The sequence below is a fragment of the Enterococcus canintestini genome (assembly GCF_001885735.1).
GTDB classification, from domain to species: Bacteria; Bacillota; Bacilli; order Lactobacillales; family Enterococcaceae; genus Enterococcus_C; species Enterococcus_C canintestini.
Genome location: NZ_JXKG01000018.1, coordinates 1 through 22777, shown reverse-complemented (window position 1 = coordinate 22777; position 22777 = coordinate 1). Strand labels below are relative to the sequence as shown.

Annotated in this window: 23 protein-coding genes and 1 pseudogene; 22 read left to right on the top strand and 2 right to left on the bottom strand. The window is 38.5% G+C overall.

Translation table 11 applies throughout. The features are described 5' to 3' along the window. Nucleotides 1-167: 167 nt before the first annotated feature. From RU96_RS10010 to RU96_RS10000, 3 genes are all read left to right on the top strand, one after another. Nucleotides 168-551, top strand: a complete 384-nt coding sequence (locus RU96_RS10010) for a hypothetical protein (protein WP_010746405.1) — start codon at nucleotides 168-170, stop codon at nucleotides 549-551. 730 nt (nucleotides 552-1281) lie between these two features. Continuing rightward, nucleotides 1282-1683: a hypothetical protein gene (locus RU96_RS10005; RefSeq protein WP_010746404.1), complete on the top strand. Its 402-nt coding sequence runs from the start codon at nucleotides 1282-1284 to the stop codon at nucleotides 1681-1683. A gap of 36 nt (nucleotides 1684-1719) precedes the next feature. Then, nucleotides 1720-1941 carry a hypothetical protein gene (locus tag RU96_RS10000; protein WP_010746403.1) on the top strand — a complete coding sequence of 74 codons (222 nt, stop codon included), beginning with the start codon at nucleotides 1720-1722 and terminating at the stop codon, nucleotides 1939-1941. Nucleotides 1942-2082: 141 nt separating this feature from the next. Here RU96_RS10000 and RU96_RS09995 read toward each other — a convergent pair whose 3' ends face one another. Beyond that, the gene (locus RU96_RS09995) at nucleotides 2083-2526 is read right to left on the bottom strand and encodes a hypothetical protein (protein ID WP_033646635.1); all 444 of its coding nucleotides are present in this window, start codon (nucleotides 2524-2526) and stop codon (nucleotides 2083-2085) included. A 310-nt stretch (nucleotides 2527-2836) separates the two neighbouring features. On the opposite strand from RU96_RS09995, the gene RU96_RS13410 reads away from it, so the two are divergent. From RU96_RS13410 to RU96_RS09925, 15 genes are all read left to right on the top strand, one after another. Further along, nucleotides 2837-3649: a LysM peptidoglycan-binding domain-containing protein gene (locus RU96_RS13410; protein WP_071865384.1), complete on the top strand. Its 813-nt coding sequence runs from the start codon at nucleotides 2837-2839 to the stop codon at nucleotides 3647-3649. Between the two features lie 94 nt (nucleotides 3650-3743). Next, the gene (locus RU96_RS09980; RefSeq protein ID WP_211269911.1) at nucleotides 3744-7211 is read left to right on the top strand and encodes a SpaA isopeptide-forming pilin-related protein; all 3468 of its coding nucleotides are present in this window, start codon (nucleotides 3744-3746) and stop codon (nucleotides 7209-7211) included. Between the two features lie 70 nt (nucleotides 7212-7281). After that, nucleotides 7282-7632, top strand: coding sequence for a PrgU family protein (locus RU96_RS09975; protein WP_067395690.1), 351 nt, complete (start codon nucleotides 7282-7284; stop codon nucleotides 7630-7632). A gap of 23 nt (nucleotides 7633-7655) precedes the next feature. Beyond that, entirely contained in the window at nucleotides 7656-7925 is a 270-nt protein-coding gene (locus tag RU96_RS09970) for a hypothetical protein (protein ID WP_010746398.1), read from the top strand. A gap of 5 nt (nucleotides 7926-7930) precedes the next feature. Further along, a complete protein-coding gene (locus tag RU96_RS09965) occupies nucleotides 7931-8842 on the top strand; it encodes a hypothetical protein (RefSeq protein ID WP_071865383.1) in 912 nt (303 codons plus the stop codon). 25 nt (nucleotides 8843-8867) lie between these two features. Further along, the gene (locus RU96_RS09960; protein WP_071865382.1) at nucleotides 8868-9695 is read left to right on the top strand and encodes an LPXTG cell wall anchor domain-containing protein; all 828 of its coding nucleotides are present in this window, start codon (nucleotides 8868-8870) and stop codon (nucleotides 9693-9695) included. An 18-nt stretch (nucleotides 9696-9713) separates the two neighbouring features. Continuing rightward, entirely contained in the window at nucleotides 9714-9878 is a 165-nt protein-coding gene (locus RU96_RS12965) for a hypothetical protein (RefSeq protein ID WP_010746395.1), read from the top strand. Between the two features lie 9 nt (nucleotides 9879-9887). Further along, complete coding sequence (locus tag RU96_RS09955) at nucleotides 9888-11165, top strand: CHAP domain-containing protein (RefSeq protein WP_010746394.1); 1278 nt, start codon at nucleotides 9888-9890, stop codon at nucleotides 11163-11165. Nucleotides 11166-11170: 5 nt separating this feature from the next. Continuing rightward, on the top strand, nucleotides 11171-11773 hold the full coding sequence (locus RU96_RS09950; RefSeq protein WP_071865381.1) for a hypothetical protein: 603 nt from the start codon (nucleotides 11171-11173) through the stop codon (nucleotides 11771-11773). A 64-nt stretch (nucleotides 11774-11837) separates the two neighbouring features. Beyond that, on the top strand, nucleotides 11838-12149 hold the full coding sequence (locus RU96_RS09945) for a thioredoxin domain-containing protein (protein ID WP_035016678.1): 312 nt from the start codon (nucleotides 11838-11840) through the stop codon (nucleotides 12147-12149). A gap of 26 nt (nucleotides 12150-12175) precedes the next feature. Next, complete coding sequence (locus tag RU96_RS09940) at nucleotides 12176-12487, top strand: hypothetical protein (RefSeq protein WP_010746391.1); 312 nt, start codon at nucleotides 12176-12178, stop codon at nucleotides 12485-12487. Beyond that, nucleotides 12480-13499 carry a conjugal transfer protein gene (locus RU96_RS09935; RefSeq protein ID WP_071865380.1) on the top strand — a complete coding sequence of 340 codons (1020 nt, stop codon included), beginning with the start codon at nucleotides 12480-12482 and terminating at the stop codon, nucleotides 13497-13499. The genes RU96_RS09940 and RU96_RS09935 overlap by 8 nt, the downstream gene beginning before the upstream one ends. Nucleotides 13500-13503: 4 nt before the next feature. Next, nucleotides 13504-13818, top strand: a complete 315-nt coding sequence (locus RU96_RS09930; protein WP_071865379.1) for a hypothetical protein — start codon at nucleotides 13504-13506, stop codon at nucleotides 13816-13818. Beyond that, nucleotides 13764-14156: a TcpE family conjugal transfer membrane protein gene (locus RU96_RS12870; protein WP_000456293.1), complete on the top strand. Its 393-nt coding sequence runs from the start codon at nucleotides 13764-13766 to the stop codon at nucleotides 14154-14156. Before RU96_RS09930 ends, RU96_RS12870 begins: the two co-directional genes overlap by 55 nt. A gap of 9 nt (nucleotides 14157-14165) precedes the next feature. Next, nucleotides 14166-16658 carry an ATP-binding protein gene (locus RU96_RS09925; protein WP_143350964.1) on the top strand — a complete coding sequence of 831 codons (2493 nt, stop codon included), beginning with the start codon at nucleotides 14166-14168 and terminating at the stop codon, nucleotides 16656-16658. Between the two features lie 123 nt (nucleotides 16659-16781). Here RU96_RS09925 and RU96_RS12865 read toward each other — a convergent pair whose 3' ends face one another. Further along, on the bottom strand, nucleotides 16782-16868 hold the full coding sequence (locus RU96_RS12865) for a type I toxin-antitoxin system Fst family toxin (protein ID WP_143139644.1): 87 nt from the start codon (nucleotides 16866-16868) through the stop codon (nucleotides 16782-16784). Nucleotides 16869-16954: 86 nt separating this feature from the next. On the opposite strand from RU96_RS12865, the gene RU96_RS09915 reads away from it, so the two are divergent. From RU96_RS09915 to RU96_RS13115, 4 genes and pseudogenes are all read left to right on the top strand, one after another. Further along, nucleotides 16955-17305 carry a hypothetical protein gene (locus tag RU96_RS09915; protein WP_067396482.1) on the top strand — a complete coding sequence of 117 codons (351 nt, stop codon included), beginning with the start codon at nucleotides 16955-16957 and terminating at the stop codon, nucleotides 17303-17305. A 12-nt stretch (nucleotides 17306-17317) separates the two neighbouring features. Beyond that, the gene (locus RU96_RS09910; protein ID WP_071865378.1) at nucleotides 17318-19678 is read left to right on the top strand and encodes a CD3337/EF1877 family mobilome membrane protein; all 2361 of its coding nucleotides are present in this window, start codon (nucleotides 17318-17320) and stop codon (nucleotides 19676-19678) included. Beyond that, a complete protein-coding gene (locus RU96_RS09905) occupies nucleotides 19665-21944 on the top strand; it encodes a type IV secretory system conjugative DNA transfer family protein (RefSeq protein WP_071865377.1) in 2280 nt (759 codons plus the stop codon). Before RU96_RS09910 ends, RU96_RS09905 begins: the two co-directional genes overlap by 14 nt. A gap of 497 nt (nucleotides 21945-22441) precedes the next feature. Beyond that, nucleotides 22442-22777 (top strand): annotated as a pseudogene (locus RU96_RS13115) (ArsR family transcriptional regulator); the annotation flags it as partial.

Here is a 22777-nt window from a genome sequence, read left to right as displayed (position 1 = left end):
TTTGGGAATGTCCAATATGTGGACAGAAATATCGTTTACCTAAAGGCTCTTTCGAGTTTGAATCGATTAAGTAGAAAGAGAATATCCAAAATGGTATAGATCAGAAATAAGCAGAGTATAACCATTTTACGGTATTAAAGCAATTGTCGAAAAAGGAGATAAAAAGTATGAGGAGAGAACAAGAGAAAATTGAAAAACCAGTTACACGAGCAAAAAATCAAAGAATTTTTCGTATGACAGACATTCAACATTTTGGTGCAGAGTGTTATTGTTTCCCTGTATTTGAAACAGTTTCTATTCCGGAAGAAAAGACGCGTATCCTTCGGCGTTTACGAAAATTTCGTGTTGATGGCAAAAACGTTGTAGAATTTGAAGTATACATGGAAGGATTAGAGCGCAAACAGTATGAGAAACAAATCTTCCCGTTGAAAGCTATTTATCCAAATATCAAATGTGTAACCAATATCTATGGGAAAACAATCGCACGTCGGGTGAAACTAGGGCAACCGTTACGTTGGCTGCTTCCAAAAGGGAATCAGAGTGAAGATTAAAAAACTGAATAGACAAACAAAATACTTAATGTTCTCTTTTTCGATGTACCTTAACATCTAATCAAAGGAAACAAGGAAAGCCTTTGGACACTTGGAAAATCCATGGAGAACTTAGTGATCATAGTGGACTTGGAGAGTCCGCGGCTAAAGTTAGGGCATACTCGCTAGACCTTTTTTGAACTCAACGTCAGTTCTCTTTTACGTAAGTACAACAACGAATTGGCGCGTATGAGTCCATGCTATAGGAGCTAGGAACGGAAATGAACGAAAACGATGAGGGTTTTCGGTAAACCATGGATGGCACAAGAATGAAGATTGTGGGAATTGGGACTAATGATCGGCTATAGCGCCTTATCTAATCAGAACCGCTACTAAGGGGATAAGGTTACGTACATTTGTGAAATAGAAAATCAGATCTTCAGTAATGAGGAGATCACTTAGGAAAAGTTTTTTAAAAGACTTGTTTCTAAGCGTGTGCGGTAGTACATGTAGACACTTGCCAGGATAGCAAATGATTTGCAGGAGCATTTACCGTTGTCTACTAGGGTTCTGGATCCGGACGCCATAATCCAGTCGAATACCCGTTAGGGTAGATCGAAGAAGAGAACAGAGAAAATTAATGGTTTCCATAGGACGGAAAATAGATGGATTAAAGAAGCAAGGGAGTGTTTTAATTTTTTACTGGAAGAAATTAGACTCTTCCCGATATTCGTAGGAGCCAGCATATTAGATGAATGAAAAGATAGAGTGGGAGAAAGAACATGGATATTGTAGAAAGAAGAGCGGATACGATATCAAAATAATCAGAGAAAACACGGATACCATCAGTGATAAAGAAATGCTTTTAGCAGAGCTGATAAATGATGAACTGTTGAGGGAAGATATAACTTTTAATCAAAAATTACAAATTATAAAACGAGTGATGAAATTAGTTGAAATCCAAGAGCCTCTTACGAAAGAAGAACGATTTGAAATTGTTTGGGAATATAAAAACTTGTTTTCAATCTGGACAATTAACTTAGATACAGGCAAATCAGAAATTACTTGGAAAAAAGATGAATTAGAGCGCTACTGCAACATGTATGGAGTAACGCTAAAAGAGTTCATTAATTGGAAACTTGAAGATAATTAGTCAACGAATGATAGAAATTTCAGAAAGGGTGAAGTAATGTTAAAAGCCATGAAGTTAGAAAAAATAGGTTTTAATCACTCAATAAAACAAAATAATTTCTTTGATCATGAAGGTACTTCGTGGATTGTACGGGCTATCTCTGGAAATCGAATCAAAGCCCGGTATGTGAATGTTGGTGGTATAAAAGGATTTCAACATAACTTAATTGAGGCAACAGTAGTCGCACAAAAAACTGATACGTTTTTAAATGAGACTTAAAAAATGCAGAAACGGAATACATTGGTTTGCTCTGGAGTTAAACAAACGGCCTAGCGAACAAAAATTTCTATGACACCTTGAAAACTGAATAATCAAAGAAAGTAGGCGGTAGTATGAAGCGAAAATGTCGATCACCTGATGTTATTGGTAAGCGTAAAGTTTTGCGTTGGCCCGAATCAATGAAACGGTGTCGCTCACCTTAAGACCCTTGATGGGTGGTTCAATATTTTTTAACGTAAACGTTAAGTCTGTTTCATTATCAAGAGAAAGGGACGATTGAACCTGTATACCTTGTTTATTTTCCATTGTTGCTTGATTTTTATCTTTGTAAAAGACAGTGATGATTTGGCAGCTGCCTAAGTCCTCATAAGCTACGCCGAGTTGTTTTTTCAGGTCAGCATGTGTCGGCAAAGTCGTGTCTGTTTTTGTATCTTCTTTTGATTCTACTAAAACAGAAGGACTGCTGCTCGTTTTACTTTCTTTGGTTATCGTTGATTTTCCTTGAAGGGAGAAGGCGATTACAACTAAAAGAAATACAACAACACTTCCTAAAATACCGCCTATCACTTTTTTTCTAGTTGTCATGAGATGTCTCCTTTTCATTTATCTTATCTAAATATAACAAAAAAATTTTTTGGAAATAGTTGTAAAATAGTTGTAATGCAACTATTTTACGTGAAAACTATGTTTGTAAGATGAAAGTAGGGAGCATTATGCAAAGAAAAAATGCGGACAATAACCGTCAATCCCGAAGCAATAGATGATTTGAAGGAAATTGTCGAGTTATGGAAGCAAAAAAAGACATATGTTGGAAAATTGACACAAGGGCTTGTTACTGAGGAATTGTTCAAAGAAGAATTAAAAAGACTAAAAACTGAAAGTGAGGAAGGAAAAGATGAAAAGTAGCATTGTAAAAGGGTTAATCGTATCAAGTATTGCATTAGGTGGGTTAGTAGTCGCTGGACATGAAGCCAACGCAGCAGAATGGAAAGCCAACACACCTGACCAAATTCAAATTGTCAACGGACAAAAAGAATACACGATGAAACTTGGAGATACGTTATGGGCGATTGGGCAAAAAATTAATGTAAATCATGTCAAATTAGCTGAAATCAACGGGATTAACTTAAGTGCTGGGGAACAGTACCGCTTACCAGTTGGACGTGTCATTAGCTTTGAAGGTAATGTAGCAACCGTTAAAGAAAGCAATGGTCAAGTAGTCAGTCAGGCAGTTATTCAAGATAAGGATAAAGTAGACGCTTCTAAACCAGCAGGAGAACCTGTCAACGGAGACCAAGCGCAAACGCCACAAAATAGTGGACAAACAACGACACCAGCACAACCACAAACTGGCAACCAAGATGGGACACAAGCAACAACACCTTCTGAAAATGGAGGTACAGGTCAAACTGAAACATCTGTGACACCAACAGAACCAACAACGCCAGTAGAACCTACTGAACCAAGCAAACCAACGGAACCTGAAAAACCAGTGACACCAGGTAAAGATATGACGCCAGTTAATGTTGGAAACAGTGGAAAGATTTTTGATAGTGAAGCAGAAGCTATTGCTTATGGGGATAAAGAAATTAAAGATGAAAATAGTAAATGGTACTTATGGGGATATAGTACAACTGATTTATTAAACAAAGACAATAAAACAATTGGAAAATGGACGGTAGATTTCTATAACCCAGATAAAAATTAATGTGAGTTTAAAATAAGAAATAGTTAAAAAAGAAGACATGAAGAAAATGTCTTCTTTTTTTGTATCAAATAATTTAGAAAAGGGGACATTAGATATGAATAGTAAAATTAGAAAGCACTCCTTTCTAAAAGGCATGCTTTTTGTGTTATTTGCGAATATGTTCTTGTTTGGCGGGAACACATTAGTGAATGCTGTCGAAACAAGTGATTCAGCACAGCAAATTACCCAAGTAAGCAATGAACAAGTAGTTATTCAGCAGGAACCAGCTATTAGCGAAAAACCAGCTGAACAAGCAACTACAGAGCCAACACAAGAAATTCCTGTTACTGGAAATGAAAAACAAAATATCGATGCGACGATCGGTGAAGAACAAAATGCTGCTGATAGCCCGGTAATTTCAAGTGAGCCGGCAGTAGATGACAAGGAAGCTGAGCAACTAGCTGAACCAGTTGTAGGCAGTAAAGAAACTGAAAAACCCGCTGAGCCGGCAGTAGAAAGTAAGGAAGTTGAGCAACCTACTAAGCCGGTTGTAGGCAGTAAAGAAGCTGAGCAACCTGCTGAACCGACAGTAGAAAGTAAGGAAGTTGTAAAACCAGCAAAAGCGACTACAGATAAAAAAGAAGTCGTTAAGTCAAGAGCAAAAAGACAAGCCTTGCCACAACAAAAATTAGATGTAAAGTGGATTGATAAAGGGATTAACTGGATTGTCTACTCCGCAAAAGACCGTGAAAACTTCACAATGGATAGATGGGCAAAGTTCTATGTTAATGGAGAAGTTGCTTTCTGTATTGAGCCGAATAAAGAAGCTGCGATTGGTGCAATTCACACTGGTAGTGAATTATCTAGTTATATGAAAGATGTGAATCTTAGAAATAAAATTACCATGATTTCACATTTTGGTTTTATTAAAAACAAAGACCAATCCGACGAACAATACATTGCCACACAAATGATGATTTGGGAATTGCTTGGTGCGAAGTACCATACTATTTACAATGGTTTAGATTATGAATCAAGAAAAGCCAACATTCAAAAATTAATTAGTGAAGCAGAGAAAAGAACTTCTTTTCACAATCAAACTAAGGTCATTAAAATTGGTGATAAATTAGTTTTAACGGACACTAATAATACATTGAAAAATATGGAAAATATCCGTGTACCTAAAGGGGTAAAAGCCACTATTGATGGAAATAAACTCATTATTGTAGTTGACAAAACAGCACCTGATAACGCAACAGTAAGCTTAGACCGTATCAAAATTTTAGGAACACCATTAGTTTTTCAATCAGGGAATGCACAAAAAATAGGAGTATTACGCCCTACAGACCCCTTAAATAGTATTTTAAAACTACAAGTAATTAAAAATGGAAATGTCAAAATCGTTAAAGAAGATACTGAAACAGGAAATAAAGCCCAAGGAAAAGCGACTTTAGAAGGCGCTAAATATGGTTTATACAAAGAAGATGGAACAAAAGTTGCCGAAGTCACCTTAAAAAATGTAAATGGCAAAGTCCAAGCAGAAGTAAAAGACTTAGACCCAATCAAGTACTACTTCCAAGAAATCCAAGCGCCTAAAGGGTACACGTTATCAACGGACAAACTTTTTGTATCTGTACCTGCTGGAGAAACAGCGGTAATTACTGCTAAAGACCGTGTTATCAAAGGAAACATTAATGGTTACAAAGTTGGAAACAAAGAATTAGTCGCAACAACAAATTCTGATATTAAACCAAAATTAGCTGGTGTTGAGTTACAAGCAAAATCTAAAACAACAGGTAAAGTAGTCAAAACAACAACGGATAAAAATGGCTACTTTGAGTTTAAAGGTCTTGCTTATGATGACTACGAAATTTCTGAAACAAAAGGAATGGAAGGGTACAAATTAATTCAACCGTTTGCTGTCACAATTGAAAAAGACGGTCAAACAATCAACTATGTTTTAGAAGATAAAATCATTGAACAAAAATTAAAAGTAGTTAAAGTAGACCAAGAAACAGGGAAAACCATTGCCTTAGCGGGTACTCAATTCAAAATTTGGGATAAATTAGCAAACAATGGTCAAGGTGGCTATGTATCAATGGTATTACCGAACGATACAGAGCTTTCAGACGTCTTTACAACGAATGAGAAAGGGTACTTTGTTACAACGGATACCTTAAAATACGGAAAAGACCGTTACGAGTTGCGAGAAATTGAAGCACCTGAAAAATATGTCTTAAACCCTACACCTTATGTCTTTTCAGTGACAAGCGATACAGACACGATTCAAGTAATCAACTTTGCAAATCGCTTAGCGAAAGCCAATGTAGAAGTATTGAAATATGACACGACAACGAATTTTGACAAAAAAACAGCGATTGCTGGTGTCGCATTTGACTTGTTCAAAAAAGACGATAAAGGTACAACCTTTGTTGGTACATTCAAAACTGACAAAGACGGTAAAATCAATGTGAACGATTTATTGGTTGGCGATTACTTCTTCAAAGAAGTGAAACCATTAGCAGGGTATCTAGCCTTAGATAAAGACGTACCATTTACTGTAACCGTTGAGAAAGACGGTACAGTGATTGCATTAGAAGTGGAAAACAAACGGATTCCACCTGAAATCGGTACAACAGCTATGGGGAAATACACAAACCAACAAAAAGTAAACCCACTAAGCAGAGTAACCATTACAGACGCTGTCAAATATAGCAATCTGATTGTAGGAAAAACGTATACTGTCAATGGCGTGTTAATGGACAAAGAAGCGTCATTAAAAGCTGGAAAAGATGTTCCATTGTTAGCAAATGGCCAACAAATTACCGCAAGTAAAGTCTTTGTTGCGGAAAACCCTAACGGAACGATTTCTTTAGATTTTGTCTTTGACGCAAGCGCATTAGCAGGAAAAGAGACCGTCGTATTTGAAAATGTCTATCGGGACGGACGTTTAGTCGCTTCTCACACCGACATTCACGACAAAGGTCAAACAATACGTATTGTTAACCCTACGATTCATACAAAAGCAACAGGTCAAAACGGCGAAAAACAATTACAAGCTCTACCAAATCAGAAAGTGAAGGAATGGGTACAATTGAACGACTTAATTGTTGGGCAAATGTACAAATTATTAGTGCAAGGGTACATTACGCCAGACGGTGTGAAATTGGACGGCACAAATGCTGAAAAGATTTTCAAAGCAGATAAAACTACTTTAGAATTTCTCTTTGAATTTTTAGTTGACGGTCGGAAATTAGAAGGAAAAGGTTTAAGCTTTGCGGAATGGTTAGAAGCTCAAGTTGAACCTGACGAAGAAAGACCAAGTAACGAAATCGAATTTGAAGAAGTGGCGAAACACAACGTGGACTTAACAAGTGAAGAACAAACCGTGAATTTTGTTAAAGTGCCAACACCTGAAAAACCACATGTACCGAATACACCTGAAACACCAAAAGAAGTGAAAACCAGTGCAATGTTACCTAAAACGGGCGAACAAACAACATTGTCAATCGTGATGACAATGTTAGGCGTATTTGTACTTGTTACTCTAGGAGTTATCGTTTACAAGAAACGCAAAGCATAAGAACTAAAAAGAACGCTGACTAATAATAAGTTGGCGTTCTTTTTTTATTCTAGGAAAAGGACGGAAAAATATGGAAGCAACTTTACTAAGACAAGAAAGGTTTGACGTTATGAGAGAAATCGCAATCCAAGAGAAAGACCTTGCTTTGCAATGGCGTAGCGGCAAAGGACAATTATTGTACGTCAAACTGAAAAAAGCCAAAACGCTAGAAGCAAGAGTGAATAACTTAATTACAAAGCGAAACATTCATGAAATTAGTTCGCTCAAAATTTTAAAAAATCAGCGGACGTTCACGCTAAAAGTAGACACGCAAAGAACCACTTATCTTCACTCACCAAGTGGGAATTACGACGCACCTGTTTTTTACATTGAAACACCAATTACAAAAGCAGAGTACGAACGTATTTTCAATTCAAAATAAACGAATACAAAGGAGGAAATCGAATGATTATTTTATCAGGAATCTTTCTACTTGTTGTAGGTGGCGTTGGGGGTTACCAGCTTGCCAGTTTTCCTAAGTGGGTAGAAATGCAGCAAAATAGAGCCATTCAAAATCATTTTCATGTGAAAGCCAATGAGTATACGTACTTTGTAGAAGGGATAGAAGACGGCTTTATTTTATCACTACAAGACACCGAGTATCGTATTAAATTTTCGAGCAATAAACCGTTAAAAGTGGTTTATGTTGAAGAACTTGCACCTGTGGAAGGGTGATAAACATGTGGATTGAATTTTCAACGGAGGAACAAAATCGGTCAGTCGTTGATTTACCAATGAAACAACGGCTTCCTTTGGTACAAGGAATTCCGTTATTAGAAGAGACCAGTCGAGAGCTTTTGGCAATCCATCAACAAGTAGTGATTGATTATTGTATTTATAACGAGAAAAACCAAGATTTAGCGACGCTTGAAGCGACATTAACATTGCCTGTAGAGGGTCAAACGATTGTCGAAGCCATTCAAGCACCTGTACGGGATAATGAGGAGGTTGATTCTGAAGACGCAAGAGCATTTCTTGCATTATTTGAAAAAAGTTTACCTAAAGATAAGCGAACACAAGGAACAAAAAGAAGGAAAACAGGAACAAACACCAAACAAAAAACGGCTAGTCAGGAACTGATTGTTCAAGCTCCTTACACAAGGGGAAGAATGATTGTCAAATTTGCGACGTTTCTTAAAGTCATGTTTCTATTTTTTTTACTACTGGGGGGATTTTATCTTGGAAAATCTGTTCAATCAGAGCCTAAGATTCCAAGTGAAGTGAGCGAACAATTGAACAACTTGGAAAAACAAGTCCAACAACAAGCCAAAATTGATACATTCAGCCGCTTCTTTTTATCTAATTATTACACAGGAACAAAAGAAGATGACAAAGTACAAGAGAAAATCAAGCGTTTTGTTGACAAAGAAACATTGAAAGAGTTTCGAGGAACAGAAGAAAAAATCAAAAGTATTTTGCCTTGGGAAGTCAAACGTGATGGGTCGACTTGGCAGGTTTCTTACGTGATTAACCTACAAAATAACCAAGAAAAAACAACTACTCAGAAAGTGACATTTTCAATTAAGGAAGAAGAGAAACAATACAGAGTAATGACAGTACCCAAAGAAGAACCTTTTGAAATCAATCAATAAACCCAAAATTTTAGGAGGAATTTTCATGAAAAAAATGATTTTAACCAGTTTATTTAGTGCAACCCTTTTATTCGGTTCAGTTGGAACCACAGTATTTGCAGACGAATTAGTCCCTACTGATTCAAGTACGCCACCAATTGAAGTGCCAACAGACCCTAGTACGCCCGTTGACCCGACGGAACCAACAACGCCTGTCGACCCACCTGTTGACCCCGTTGAACCACCTGTCACACCAACAGACCCGACGGAACCAGTGGAACCAACAGAACCTACAGAGCCGACAGAACCAAGTGAACCTGAAAAACCTGTTGACCCAACAGAGCCAACAACGCCAACAGAGCCGAGTGAACCCGAAAAACCAACGGAACCAAGTAAACCTGTTGAACCTGAAAAGCCAGTAGAACCAAGTAAACCAACGGAGCCTGAAAAACCAGCGAAACCCACACAGCCTGACAAACCAGTAGATGTCGTTGTGACACCAAACGGAGAAATTAGTCATGGTGGGAATACTAGTCAGCAGCCAACCGTACCCATTGAAACGAGTAATGTCAATGAAATCACCCATGTACCAACACCCAACACACCTATTACAACGGCAAACGGGGAATCAATTGTTGCCGTTCTTGATGGTACACCACTAAAACAAACAGAAGAGGGATTGAAACCCATTCAATCAGATTTTAAAGTGTTGCCTAGTGGAAACGTTGAAGTAAAAGGGAATGATGGGAAGTTAAAAGTATTGCCAAAAACAGGGGAAGAAATGAATGTCTTTTTATCTACCGCAGGCGGTATCTTATCACTAGTATCTGGTTTTGTCTTCTTTAAAAAACGTCAATCAATGAACAATGATTAAAGAAAAGGGGGAGTTAACGTGTTAGTTTTAGTTGCTATGGTGCTGTGTGTTTTAGCAGCATTCTTTTTTTATCGTTTACTCAATAAAGATTACACAAAAAAGAGATTTTTTTTCGTTTTTTCACTCACCGTTCTAAGTGCTTCAACAGCTGTAGGAATATTTTTAACAATGCTTTTTAAGTGAGGCGGTTGCATGATTAAGAAAAAACTCGTCTGTGGCTGTTTTCTTTTTTTACTCCCCTTTTTCTTGTTAGTAGGTAGTGTCTTTTTGACCATATTAATGATTAGTGGGGGGTCAATGAGTAATAACTCAGATTGTATTACACCTAGTATGGACAACCCAGCTGACGGAACCACTGTTCCACAATCGATTGATGAATTTGTAAAAAGTCATAAAGACGCCTACATTCTTTCGTGGAAAGCAGGCGGCTTTTTACCGTCTGCCAGCATTGCGCAAACCATGGTAGAAAATGGCTTTAACTTTACGAATCCTTCGGGAACGTCATTTTGGCAAGCACACAACATGGGCGGGGTAAAAACGTCTAAAATTAATGATTTTCCACTCACTTTGGCTACATTTGGACGTGATTCTGTTGACATTACAGGAACAAAAGCGGGAACAAACGTCGGTGATAACACAGGCGGTGCTTACACGTGGTTTAAAGATTATAATGCAGGCATTGTCGGCAAAGCGGAGTTTATGGCACACCAAAGTCTTTACACAGGAGCTATCAATAATACTGATGGCTTAGGAACGCTCACGGCTATTTATCAGGGTGGTTGGGCGACTGACCCAACCTATCTTATGAAACTAACAACAACCTACAACAATTTAGGTAGAAAGTTTCAATGGTTAGACCAAGAAGCGATTCAAAAATACGGAGCTGCACCCTACAAGAAAAGAGACGAAATACCTAGTATTCTTGATAACCTACCTAAGAACAACGGAGAACAAGCAAACGGTCAATCTAGTAATTGTGTTGTGGTTTCTGATACGTCGGAACAGGTCACGGGAGAAAATTCCGCACCAACATTAGATGTTCCAGCGGAATATAAAGGGAAATTAACCCTGCCACCACCCGATAATAAAAATTATGCAGGAAACAGTTATCCATTTGGACAATGCACGTGGGGTGCTTTTAATCGAATGGCACAAATTGGACGCCCAATTGAGTGGTTTTCAGGTGACGGTGGGAATGGTGGTTCTTGGGGAGCTACGGCACGAACAAAAGGGTACACCGTTGTAAAAGGGAAGCCTACTGTTGGTTGGGCTGCTAGTTTCTATGGCGGTTTAGCTGGGTCTACGCCCCCTTATGGACATATTGCAGTAGTGGAATATGTCAATCCAGACGGTAGTATGTTGGTTAGTGAAACCAATGTCGTAAGTAGTGGTTCTGGGACACGTTCTTGGCGAGTGATTAACAAAGAAACTGTCGCACAAACGGAATTCATTCAAGGAAAAGGAGGATAGTGTCTATGGGCAACTATGATTTTATTAGCAAAATTCTATGTCCCGTATTGTTGGTCATACTTGTTTTAGGTGGCTTTTGGTTTGTGTCTGAAAGGCAAGAACAGGGAAGGGAAATTCAACGGTACCAACAAGAGTTAGCTAAGCAAAAAGAAACGCTTGTTGAGAATGAACAACGTTTAGAAAAATTTTCTAAGCAAACAGAAACCGCACCAAAAGAAACAAACAACGAAGGACTGATTACTGCCACCAGTCACCTGTTTTCAGCTGTTTTTGACTATCATTCAGACCGTGAAAAAGAAAGTGTCAAAGCAAGAAAGGAACAAGCTAGCACATTTGCGAACCAACAAGCATTAAATGGGCTTTTCCCAAAAGACGCAGATACAATCACCCCTTCTGTCACAACTGTTTCACGTTTAGAAAGAGAGCCAGAAATCTATTTAATGGCGTCTGAAAAGCAGGAAATCAAAGCGTTAGTCATGGTTGAATATTCCGTAACTATTGCTGGTAGCAACGCTCAAAAAGGCACCTTTATGTATAAAGTATCGTTTGACCCTACAGCCAAACAATTTACTTCTGTTAAGAATTTAGGTGAAATCCATGTTCCTTAAAGGTAGAAGGGTTCATTTTCTTTTAGGAATAGGCACTTGTTTTCTGCTAGGAATTTTTTGGCTTGTGGTTTCTACAATACAGACAAATCAAGCCATTCAGCGACAAGAACTTGACCGAAGCGTTGTAACGATTGCCACAAATGAAGAACGGGCGCTTGTATTCTACAAAGATGATTGTTCCGATTGTCAAAAGATTTTCCCCGAATTGTACAAGGAAAATTTAGCCAATGATAATCTGTTGTTTATTAATTTAAATCAACCAAAAAATAAAGGGTACATTGCCAAGTATCAGTTAGAAACTGTTCCGACCATTGTAACGCCAAAAGGCAGATACGCAGGGACAGACACAGAGAAGATACAACAATTACTAGAATAATAATCTATACGAAGGAGTGAGTTCTATTGCACGAAGAAATAAATCAGTCAGAACGACGAGAACAACCGAAAGAAACAATCGCAACGACCTATGCGTACCAACGTCCAGCGATTCAAGCAGCGCTTTTTGTTTTGTGGCGGATTCATAACAAAGCGTACCAAGCAGGCGCTCGGTTGTTTTATGAAGAAATTCACCAACACATTCACACGACAAAAGGGGCATATAAAGAAGCCTTAGCTTTTTTAGAAGGGGCAAGCGTCGTGGTGAATGAAGTCGTGGTGGAAAATAAAGTCCCAACGGTACTGATTCAACGCTACGGAATTCTTGAAAATGACTGAACGAAAACCCGTATTCAATCCGCAAACAGTGACGAGTAAAAAAAAGGTTGCAAAAAAAGGGCAGTCAAAAAATAAAGGGGTGGCATTGTTTCAACGAAAAAAAAAGCCAGACCCAAGTACACGAACGATACGCTTTGCGCCACGAACCGCACAAAGTGTCGTATCGTTCATGTTTTTTAGCTTCTTTTTGGTGATGTGTGTGGTCGTTTTAATGACCTTTGGTCGAGTAGATACCTTGTCAAGAATTGCTATGAGTAAGCAAGTGAATAAAGAGGAGTTGGTAACAAACGTCAACAATGCCTTAAAGGACACCGAACAATTGCGCTATGAGGGCATGAAGTTAGCTGACCGATTATTTACGATTTCTCACAAAGATAATGGGAAAAAGTATTGGGAAGAACAGCTGGCACCTTTTTTGGCAACAGGTTTGAATCCTAATGATTTAGGCTTTAGCACGACAAGTGTTGACCGAATCGCTCGGAACGTTCGTTTTATTAAGATGGACACGATTGGCGAAAAAGAAGCCCTGTATCGTTTATATTATGATGTTCGTTTTACAGAAGGTGATACGTGGCAGCAAGTACAAGTGATTCTTCCAGTGAGCTATGAAGGGCAAGAAATGAAACTGATTGACCGCCCCTCATTTACGAATCTTGCGACAACAGAAGAAAAAAACACGAGTATCTACCAAGAAAATCGTTTTACACCAAAGGGAAGTGACGTGAAAGACGAAGAAAAAAACAAAGTCACTGAGTTTACGCAACGATTTTTTGAGTTGTATGTGACCAATGATGAAAAACTAGCGTTAATTGCCAATGTTCAAGGGTTAGGAAAGGCAACACTAGTGAAAGTTGAACCAAAAAAAGTGCTAAAAACAGACAATGGCAATTACTATGTTCAAGGCGTTTACACGTTCGCTTTTGATGAAAGTAACCCATTAACGTCTAATTTTACGTTAGAAATTAAACCCACCAAAGAAAGTTATTATGTAACGAAAATGAATGGAGAGTGAAACTATGTTTGATTTAAAACCCATTTGGGATAATTTATCAGGACAAGTGATTATTTTGTTGGCGATTGTTGCCTTATTTTTGATTGTGGTAGGACTTGTGACACAAGGATTCGCCCGTACGATTTGTACAGTTCTAGGCGTGTTGGTGTTAATTGCTTTGATTTTAATGTTGTCTGATGCAGAAAAAATAGGGAATTGGATTAAGGATAAGGTGTTTAACCCTAGTGCAGGTGTTATTCTACCACCGAAAGGAATGGTCAATGTATGGAGTACAACTATACAAGAGAATTTAAGCAGCCTATCAAGATTTATTCCATAAAGGGCTATGCAATCCCTTTAGCACCTAATGGCATACGGTTGGAACATATCGTTGTAGGTGGTGTGTTTATCTTTCTAACCTTGCTGATTTGGTTATTAGGCTTTATTGCTAAGGTGTCCTTTATCCAATCCCTTTTTACAAATTATTGGTTAATCGTGATTGCAAGCGTGGGCGTCCTTGTTTGGACGCTCTTTTCATTGAAATGGGACAACAAGAATTTTATTGATTACATTCTAGGACGAGGAAGTTACGTTCTACAGAAAAAAAAGCGGTACGAGCATGAGTTGTTCGTACCTTTTTTTCATGAAAAAGTCACCTACCAAGTCAAAAAGAAATGAGGTGATGGGGTGGCACTAAAAAAGAAAGAACCTCGATTAGCTTTTCCAGTGGAAGCAATGACAGAGAACTTTGTTTTTACAGAAACGCAAGAAGTTTGGGTAGGCTACAAAATCGCCCACCAAGTTTTCCCTTTAAATGATTTAGATTTTTTTAAGGAGTACATTGAAGATGGGGAGGGATTATTTGAACATGACAATTACGAATATCATTTAATGAATATTCCTGAATACTTTGACTTAGAAGACCATGTAGAAGAAACCATTGACAAACTCGTACGAGGAAGTTTTTCAGACCTTGGGGAAACTTATTTTCGACAAGCAGGAGAAATTTTGCAGGACGAAGTACAAATGAACCAGTACAACACGTATTTATTTGTCCGTTTTACCACACCTATTCAAGTAGCCAACCCTTTAGAATACGTTGAATTGTTTAAAGATATGTGTGGACGATTGATTCACCGTTTGACAGGACAAAAAGTGCCAAGAAGTGTCCTTTTATCAACGTTTCGCAAAGCAGAAAAACAATTATACAATGACTTAGCGAATTACAAACAAATAGAACGTTTAGATACAAAAACAATGGGTCGTCTTTTTTATTATTTCTTCCACCGTGCAAATACACGCTTACCACAACGTGAATTACTTGTAGAAGAAATGACCGAAGGGGTGATTGAAAATCATAGTGGTTATCTAACCGTCGAACAGTTAGGGAAGACACATTATCTATCTTTTCTAACATTAACGGACGTTCCTACCAGTATGTTTGGGAGCGCATTTGTTCAAAATTTACAGGATAGCTTGTCTTCGCCGATTGAAACACATGTACGAGTGACATTTGACCATGAGGATAAAGACCGTCGACACGTGCATAAAATGAGAAAGCGAATTTTTGAACAGGACAAAGACCAAGAAACCGTTGACGGCATTTTAGATGATGATGAGGTCGTATTGTTCGGGGAAGAACGGTTGAGAGACCTTAATGAGCGATTAAAAAGCAAAGAACGTCGCTTGTGTCGCATGACAATTACGTTTGTATTAGCGGCAGAAAGCAAAAAAGAGCTAGAAGAACGAATCAAAGAAGTAGAATTTGTTCTTGATGGTACAGCTTACAAGGTCTATCGTCCACTTGTTGACCAACTGACCCTTTTCAATCAATGCTTAATCGGGAGTGTCAGCAAATTTAAGAGCTATGAACAAGTGGTTACCACAGGCTATGTGGCTGATTTTGGACTTGACCTTGAAAAAGAGGTGGGGAATCGCTATGGTATGCCACTTGGTCGAGTGATTACAGCGAAGAAGTTTAAATCCGTTCAACATGCGTTATCGTTATCGAGTAAAATCATTTGGTTTTTTCCGAATTTAACGAAACGAGCCATTGAAGGCGCCCAACATACTAACGGAAATACGTTGATTATCGGTCCGCCGGGTCAGGGAAAATCTGTATTGGTGAAATATATTTTCTTGTGGCTCACTTTTTTAGGACAAAAAATCCTTTACGTTGACCCAAAAAATGAAACGGAAGTTTTTTTCCGAAAAGCATTAGAAAAATTTGGCTACATTCCTGAATTTAAAGCGTTGTTTGAGCGAATTAATTTCATTTCTTTATCGAATGAGGAAAAATATCGAGGAATGCTTGACCCATTATTGTTTTTACCAAGAGAACAAGCGATTCAAACTGCCCGCAACGTTTTGGAAAATTTTGGAGAAGTCAACACGGACAGCCATACCTCCAGTGATAAGAAAACGTTGATTTTAGAAGCGGTAGAAACAGTTATGAGTGGCAAAGGAAAGAAACACTTAACGAAGGTGATTGAGGTCATTCGAGAAAAAGACCCAAAACTAGCCAAATTAATTTCAGGCTATAATGTAGGGTTAGGCAAAATCCTTTTAGGAAACGATTATAGCGAACCGATTCGCTTTGAAAATCAAATCAATGTATTGGGTACCCAAGGATTACAAATCCCCACACAGGAAGAAATAGAGGCAAAAAATCTAAATAATGAACAAATCGCTGGCATGTCCATTATGGAAGTCATAATGAAAATGACATACATTTTCTCCACGGACAAAAACGAAGACGCAGCGATTATTTTTGATGAAGCCAAAGGCTTTGAAGATACCGCTCAAGGACGATTCTTAATTGAAGATAGTTTACGGAAGGGACGTGCGAACATGACAGATATATACCTTGTCACTCAAGCGTTTATGGATTATGATAGAGAAGACAAGAAGGAATTGTTATCGTATAAGTTTGCCTTTCGTCCAAATCAAAAAGAAGCACAAGAAAAAGTGTTACACTTCTTTGGTATGGAACCTAATAGCGCCAACGTTCAGCTAATGAATGAACTAAAATCAGGGACGTGTCTTTTCCAAGACCACAGAGGACGAAATCAACCGATTGCCATTGATGTGTTATTTGATAGCTGGTTACTTGCGATTTCTTCTACCAATAAAGAAGACGAAGCGACCCAAGTGGCGCTTGCATTAGAACAAAGTTCCTAGAAATAACAAGAAAATTGTGGTATACTAGGGGTGCAAAGAAGGAACATGGTGTACACGAAACCCCTAGAGAGGTCGGATTCTCTAGGGGTTTTTCTGTGGGCTGATGTCGCCTCTTTACATGTTTTACTTCTTGTTTCGCTTATTCAGCCAATACTCGAATAAGGCAATGAATATGCCGACAAGAAGGGGGCAAAGAAATTCTTGAAACATGGTATACACCTCCTTCCAGTCGCAAGACTGTCGGATAAGGCGACACTTTATTATATCGTAAAACTATTTTAATTAGGGGGATTCATATGAAAAAAATACTTCTTTGGATTATTGGATTTGTAGGTATCTTGCTTTTAACTGGTTGTGGAGGAAACTCTATTAAAGATACATTGACTGCTGATGGTGGAGAATGGGAAGGCGAAGGATTTGGAGTATCAACTAAATTGACCTTTTATGATGATAATCAAATAAACGTAACAGAAAATAGTTCTAGCTATGGTGGTAGTTACAAGTATGACGAAAAAGATAAAAAGTTAACTATTACTTTAGAAGGAATTAGTACAACAATTTTAACAGACGTAAAAGAAAAAAACGGCAGTATAACAGCAAAAAATGGTGAAAAAGACGTGTCCTTAACCAAAATAAACCAGAAATAATGAGGTGATCCTTTGAAAAAGAAATCACTATTATTGACAGTCCTACTTTTTGTAGGCTGTTTTTTTATGTTTACACAATCTACGCCCGTGTTTGCGGCACCAGAACCCGATGAAAATAAGGTTATTATCAGAGAACCTACCACAGACGTAGATACCATTTACGAGAATTACAAGGATAATTCGTTTGAATTAATGACCCAAGATAAACCCAAAGAAAGTTTATCTGGAATAAGTGAAGCAATTACCAATGCCTCTGCTATATTAAAGAATTTTACATGGTCTGGTGTTAAAGGACTTGGTCAATTCAATGCTGAAATGGTCAAGTTTCTTTTTAGTATGGACGTTGTCACACCGATTAAACAACCTATTCAACAATTGACCTCCAATATCGCAGGAAACATGTTGAGTATTGCTGGAACGATAGGAATTGGGTTTGTTACGTTAATTATGGGAATTAAATTCATTGGTGAGCAGCGATTTCGCCAAGCGCTACGTGTCTTTCTAATGACAATCCTTATCTTTACAGGTCTTTCCGTTTGCAAAGACGCCAACACGTCCGATTCGTTGTTCAACCAAATGTTTGACGCAGACAAACAAATTGAAGCGGCATTTGTAAAAGTCAATCCCGTATTAAATGGTGAAAGTGTCCCAGAAAGTAAAGATGGGAACGTTAATGACCGCATGAAAAGCGCAGGAGAGTTGATTGCTTCTCGTGTATTTTACACCAATGTCTATGAACCTTATTTACTGATGAATTATGGTACGTCTAATCCTGAAACCATTCGTAAAAAACAAGTCGAATACAAAGACTCGGAATACGACCGTATCAACATTTTACTGGATAATGATGTGACCAATGATGAGAATATTAAACTTCATGAAGACATCACAAAATATGAAGCAGAAGAGCTTAAGAATCGAAACGTTCAGTATTACAAGAACTTGGATAATACTTTCTACGGACTGTTTTACATTGTCGTGAATTTGATTCAAACGATTGTGTATTTTGTCCTTTGCTTTGTTCGTCTCGTCATAGCGGTTTTACAGATATTCTTATTACCGCTTTTACCAATTCTTCTTTTAGTTGGATTATTCATGATAGGAATCAATGTCTTTGTGAATTATTTCAAAGCATTTGGCATGACCATTTTTATGAAAGCTATGACTGGCTTTGCCTGTATCTTCTTTGCTACGTTTCTGTCTTTAGGGTTTCAATTAAGTAACGCGGTTGATAATCCATGGCAAAAAATCTTAACGATTTTAATTTACTTGTTGACGCCATTAGGTTTGTATATCTTCCGTAAATTCTTAGGTAGTCTGTTTACTGGAAGGGTCTCTTTAGCCGACGCAATGGCGTTTGCAACCCACCCATTTAGTACCGAAAAGAAAATGCGTGAAGCTGCAAAAGAACAGAAGGCAGCCAACAAAGAACACCGCAAACAAGCCAAAGAAGAACGAAAAGCCGCACTGAGAAAACGCCAAGAAGAAGCGAAAAAACGAGGAAAACAAGAGCTTGGATTGAAACAAAAACCCGTGAAAGAACGAGAAGCCAAGCGCAGTGCCTTACGACGTGAGTTAAAACCAAAAGCACAGCACAAAGCCCCTAACAGTGTGGAAAAAGTGCAACAGAATCTGCAAAATCTACACGAAAAAGGACGCCAGCAAGAATCGAAGGAACAACAACAGCTTGCTCGTCAACGTCAGCGCAAAGCCTACGACAAGGAGAATTTGCAAACAGCAGCGGCACTTGTGGCAGCCAATCAAAACTTGAGGAAAGGAACCCCGTTAGCAGACGGAAAATCCGACCCAAGAGAGAAACAACAAGGGACACAAATCCTTCAAAACAACCGACGGATAGGACAATCACGAAAAGGAAGCGTCGACGGTCAACGTTCAGCGACACGTCGTCAAGGGCAAAAACAAGCGCTGGCTAAGACAGAAGCTGCACAGACGGGAACCAAACAGCGGCAAGCGACAAACAATCGGTCAGTCGCCCGTAGCCAACACCGAACGATTGGGCAAAAACCTGCCAATACAACGATTACACCTAAAACCAACAGCCAATCAAGAGGACGCTCCTTAAACGGAACGGGGGGCAGTCCATTGCGATATAAAGCACCTGTTCGTCAAAAAATGCAAGCTGTTCAACAAGTCATTGACCAACCATCACCGAAAGTTCAAGCAACAGAAAGTCGTCCGACGACAACCGTTGTGCCACCGATTACACGCATGGCCAAACGAAATGCACCACCTGTAAAAGTAAAAAAAGCAAAGAACGGGACAGCTGGTCGTCGAACCATTAAAACTAAGCCAGCCCCACCTTCTGCAAAAAATCCAACGAAAGGAATGAGACGAGCTCGTGCAAGAAAATAATTTTTTTAATGGACTGTTTCAGTCAAAAAATCCTTCAAAAGGAACCAACCAACCTCCACAACGGACAAAATACCAGCAACTACTCCTTGCCTTTTGTTTTGTCGGGGTGTTGCTTTATCCCTTTTCATTTGCGGGCGTTATTCCTTTGTTAGTGGTACAAACGATTGATAAGAAAGAGAAAGCAGCCCATGTCTATGATATGGATTATGAGAGCTTCCTAAAGCGTGGAAGCTCTCTTTTTTTTAGCCTAGCCTTTCTCTTTTTTGTCCTTAATCTACTTAGTTTTACTTTATGGATTCCACGTGGCTACTTTTCCGCCTATCTCTTTTTTCCACTTAATTTGTTACACACGAGCCTACAATTTAGCTGGGAAACAATCGTCGCATTAGTGCTTGGTGGGTGTGGCATGGGCAGTATCTTTGTTTCATTTTCAGCATTTATCGCCAAGCGGAAAGTCGTGTCAAAAGAAGATGAGCGCAAGCAAATTCTACAATCCAAAGACTACAAGAAACGAAAGAAAGAGAAGTTTAAAGAATCGCAACGATATACAGAAGAACATGAACGTGCGTATGAAACTGCCATTGAAACCATGGACTTTGCGTTGTATGAACAACTAAAAAAACAATTTCTTATAGGGACAAGTGAGTTTGGGCTGCCATATATCATGGACTTTGACGAGTTCAATCAACATGCGTTAATCCCAGCAACCACTGGTTCAGGGAAGACTGTTTTGCTTCAATTATTCGTTCAATATGCTGCTAAATTCAATATGCCAGCAATACTGATTGATGGTAAAGGCGCACGAGATACATTGGAAGCCATGCAAGCGATTGCTGGCTATTACGATAAAGAAGTACGAGCGTTTACAGATGATGGGGATATGCGATACAACCCAGTAGAACATGGGAATGACATATCGATTCGAGATAAGCTGGTTACCTTAGCAGAGACAGAGAGCGTCTTTTATTCAGGCGCCGCAAAAGCTCTTTTGCAAGTCACTATTCAATTATTAGACGAGTTTAAAGGTGCTGATGTCCACCTATCAGGTGACACCGAAACAACCACAGGTATCGAAAGAAGTTTGCCTTTTGTGCAAAAATTCTTGCTTCCTAGAAACGTTCTGCACTTGTTTGCGGACGCTATCTTACCCAATAATCCCAAGTTATTTGAGATTGAGGTAGAGAAAAAAAGTGAGCGTCCAAAGAAAAAAGCAGCAAAAGAAGTAACACAAATACTTGATGATTCAGGCGTTCAAACGGAGAATGAGAACCAAGAAGAAGTGAAAAAATCGCAAGTAAAAGATAGTAAATTTAGAAACATTTTCCAACAAGGAGACACACAACCAGAGACAGAAACGATTGTTCTTAATCGTGAAACATTGGATTTAGATTCGTATTATCTGTTACTCAAAAGGAATCTTAAGTACCTACCAAAAAATGAGGAAACAGGAGAGAACGTCAAGCGGAAATTGTTTGAACGATTGTTTATTCGCTATGAACACAAAGACTCTCCGTTTTATTTGTACGCTACTTCCGAAGCATTACAGACCAATTTAAACATGTTACTTGATAGCAAATTGGGGGAACTATTTGATACAAAAGGCGCAGAAAACAAACTAGATATTCAAGAAATCGCTCGTCAAAATGAGATTGTTTATGTCTCATTAAATGGATTGATTTACAAAGAATACATTCGTACATTAGCACAAATGCTTGTGGGGGACGTCAATTATTTTGCGTCAGAAATGTATCGAAAAAACCAAAGTAAAGGCATACTGGTACTCTTTGATGAGCCCGCTTCTTACTTAAACGAAGCGTTTATCGACATGGTAAACAAAGGCCGTGGTGCAGGTGTCCACGCCATTTTTTCCCCACAAACCATGGCAGATATTGCCAAACTGGGCGATAAATTACAAGAGCAGCTTGTCGGAAATGTAAATACATTGATTATTGGAAAGACGAATGAGACTGGCGAAGCAGAGTATTGGAGTAACACAATGGGTACCTATGAAGACATTGAGGTAACGAGCATGATTGAACAAGAAGAAGGATATTCTGATGTCGGAAAAGCTGATTGGACAGGCGAACGTGGAACAAAACGAAACGTCGACCGCTTCAAAATTAACCCAAATGCGATTAAAGCGTTGCGTACAGGTGAGTTCATTGTGTCACGTACTGCCAAGAATGTAGACGAGCCGCCACAAACGGTTTACGTACGAAACGCACTCAATTGGCTGCAAAAGAATAAATCAAATGAAAATAAATGATGTGCATAAATCCGTGGTTATACCGTGGTTACGCCGTGGTTATACCGTGGTTTTGATATTTTAGTGATGTGTCCTCGGCGCTTGGTATTAAAGGGTTTCTCCGCCTGTAAAATTCCTGACCATTTTCGCTCAACGTGGGTTAAAACCCCTTATAAGCGAAAATGGTCAGGAATTTTACAACTACGAAAAAAATACCAAGCGCCGAGGACAAACAGAATAGAGAAAAATATATGAGATAGAAGTAAGGATAATAATAATTAAGTTCAAGAGATAAGTTCAAAAGATGAAGGTCAAAAGATGAACAACTACCCCTTGCGATAGACGCCCCTTCACCAAACCTTGAAGGGGCTATCGCTCAGAGCAACAATCTCCTAAATCCTCAAACTTGGAGGACTTAAGAGTCGAAAAAGAGTTTCTACACGTTGTTTAAGAAACTCTTTTTCAATGAAACAAATAGGCAATGCCTATTTGTACCTTTTTAGGAGTGCGGTGATATTTTGAAAGCATTGCTTTACAATTACTATTTAGATTATAAATCAAGTAACAAAACTAGTTTAATCATTTTATGTTTACTTCATGAATTAAGAGTAGTCTTAAACCAACAATTATTCGATTTCTTTTCTATTGAAACGATTGCTTCCAAAAGAGCTGTTGAAGATGCCTTACGATTTCTTAGAGATAACGAGCTTATAAAATCGTCTAGGATTGGTAAGAATTCATTTCATTATTTAACGAAAAAAGGACACAATTACATTGGCGGTTATTACACGCTACCTAAAGTTCCTGAATACAATTTGCAGCACCATTTACAATGGATAGATGTCAATAAAGTA

Coding starts and splice junctions, on each gene's coding strand:
- RU96_RS09980 (WP_211269911.1), top strand. CDS start 3,744: ATGAATAGTAAAATTAGAAAGCACTCCTTTCTAAAAGGCATGCTTTTT.
- RU96_RS09975 (WP_067395690.1), top strand. CDS start 7,282: ATGGAAGCAACTTTACTAAGACAAGAAAGGTTTGACGTTATGAGAGAA.
- RU96_RS10005 (WP_010746404.1), top strand. CDS start 1,282: ATGAATGAAAAGATAGAGTGGGAGAAAGAACATGGATATTGTAGAAAG.
- RU96_RS09955 (WP_010746394.1), top strand. CDS start 9,888: ATGATTAAGAAAAAACTCGTCTGTGGCTGTTTTCTTTTTTTACTCCCC.
- RU96_RS13410 (WP_071865384.1), top strand. CDS start 2,837: ATGAAAAGTAGCATTGTAAAAGGGTTAATCGTATCAAGTATTGCATTA.
- RU96_RS10000 (WP_010746403.1), top strand. CDS start 1,720: ATGTTAAAAGCCATGAAGTTAGAAAAAATAGGTTTTAATCACTCAATA.
- RU96_RS09950 (WP_071865381.1), top strand. CDS start 11,171: ATGGGCAACTATGATTTTATTAGCAAAATTCTATGTCCCGTATTGTTG.
- RU96_RS10010 (WP_010746405.1), top strand. CDS start 168: ATGAGGAGAGAACAAGAGAAAATTGAAAAACCAGTTACACGAGCAAAA.
- RU96_RS09935 (WP_071865380.1), top strand. CDS start 12,480: ATGACTGAACGAAAACCCGTATTCAATCCGCAAACAGTGACGAGTAAA.
- RU96_RS09965 (WP_071865383.1), top strand. CDS start 7,931: ATGTGGATTGAATTTTCAACGGAGGAACAAAATCGGTCAGTCGTTGAT.
- RU96_RS09915 (WP_067396482.1), top strand. CDS start 16,955: ATGAAAAAAATACTTCTTTGGATTATTGGATTTGTAGGTATCTTGCTT.
- RU96_RS09970 (WP_010746398.1), top strand. CDS start 7,656: ATGATTATTTTATCAGGAATCTTTCTACTTGTTGTAGGTGGCGTTGGG.
- RU96_RS12870 (WP_000456293.1), top strand. CDS start 13,764: ATGGAGTACAACTATACAAGAGAATTTAAGCAGCCTATCAAGATTTAT.
- RU96_RS09995 (WP_033646635.1), bottom strand. CDS start 2,526: ATGACAACTAGAAAAAAAGTGATAGGCGGTATTTTAGGAAGTGTTGTT.
- RU96_RS09960 (WP_071865382.1), top strand. CDS start 8,868: ATGAAAAAAATGATTTTAACCAGTTTATTTAGTGCAACCCTTTTATTC.
- RU96_RS09930 (WP_071865379.1), top strand. CDS start 13,504: ATGTTTGATTTAAAACCCATTTGGGATAATTTATCAGGACAAGTGATT.
- RU96_RS12865 (WP_143139644.1), bottom strand. CDS start 16,868: ATGTTTCAAGAATTTCTTTGCCCCCTTCTTGTCGGCATATTCATTGCC.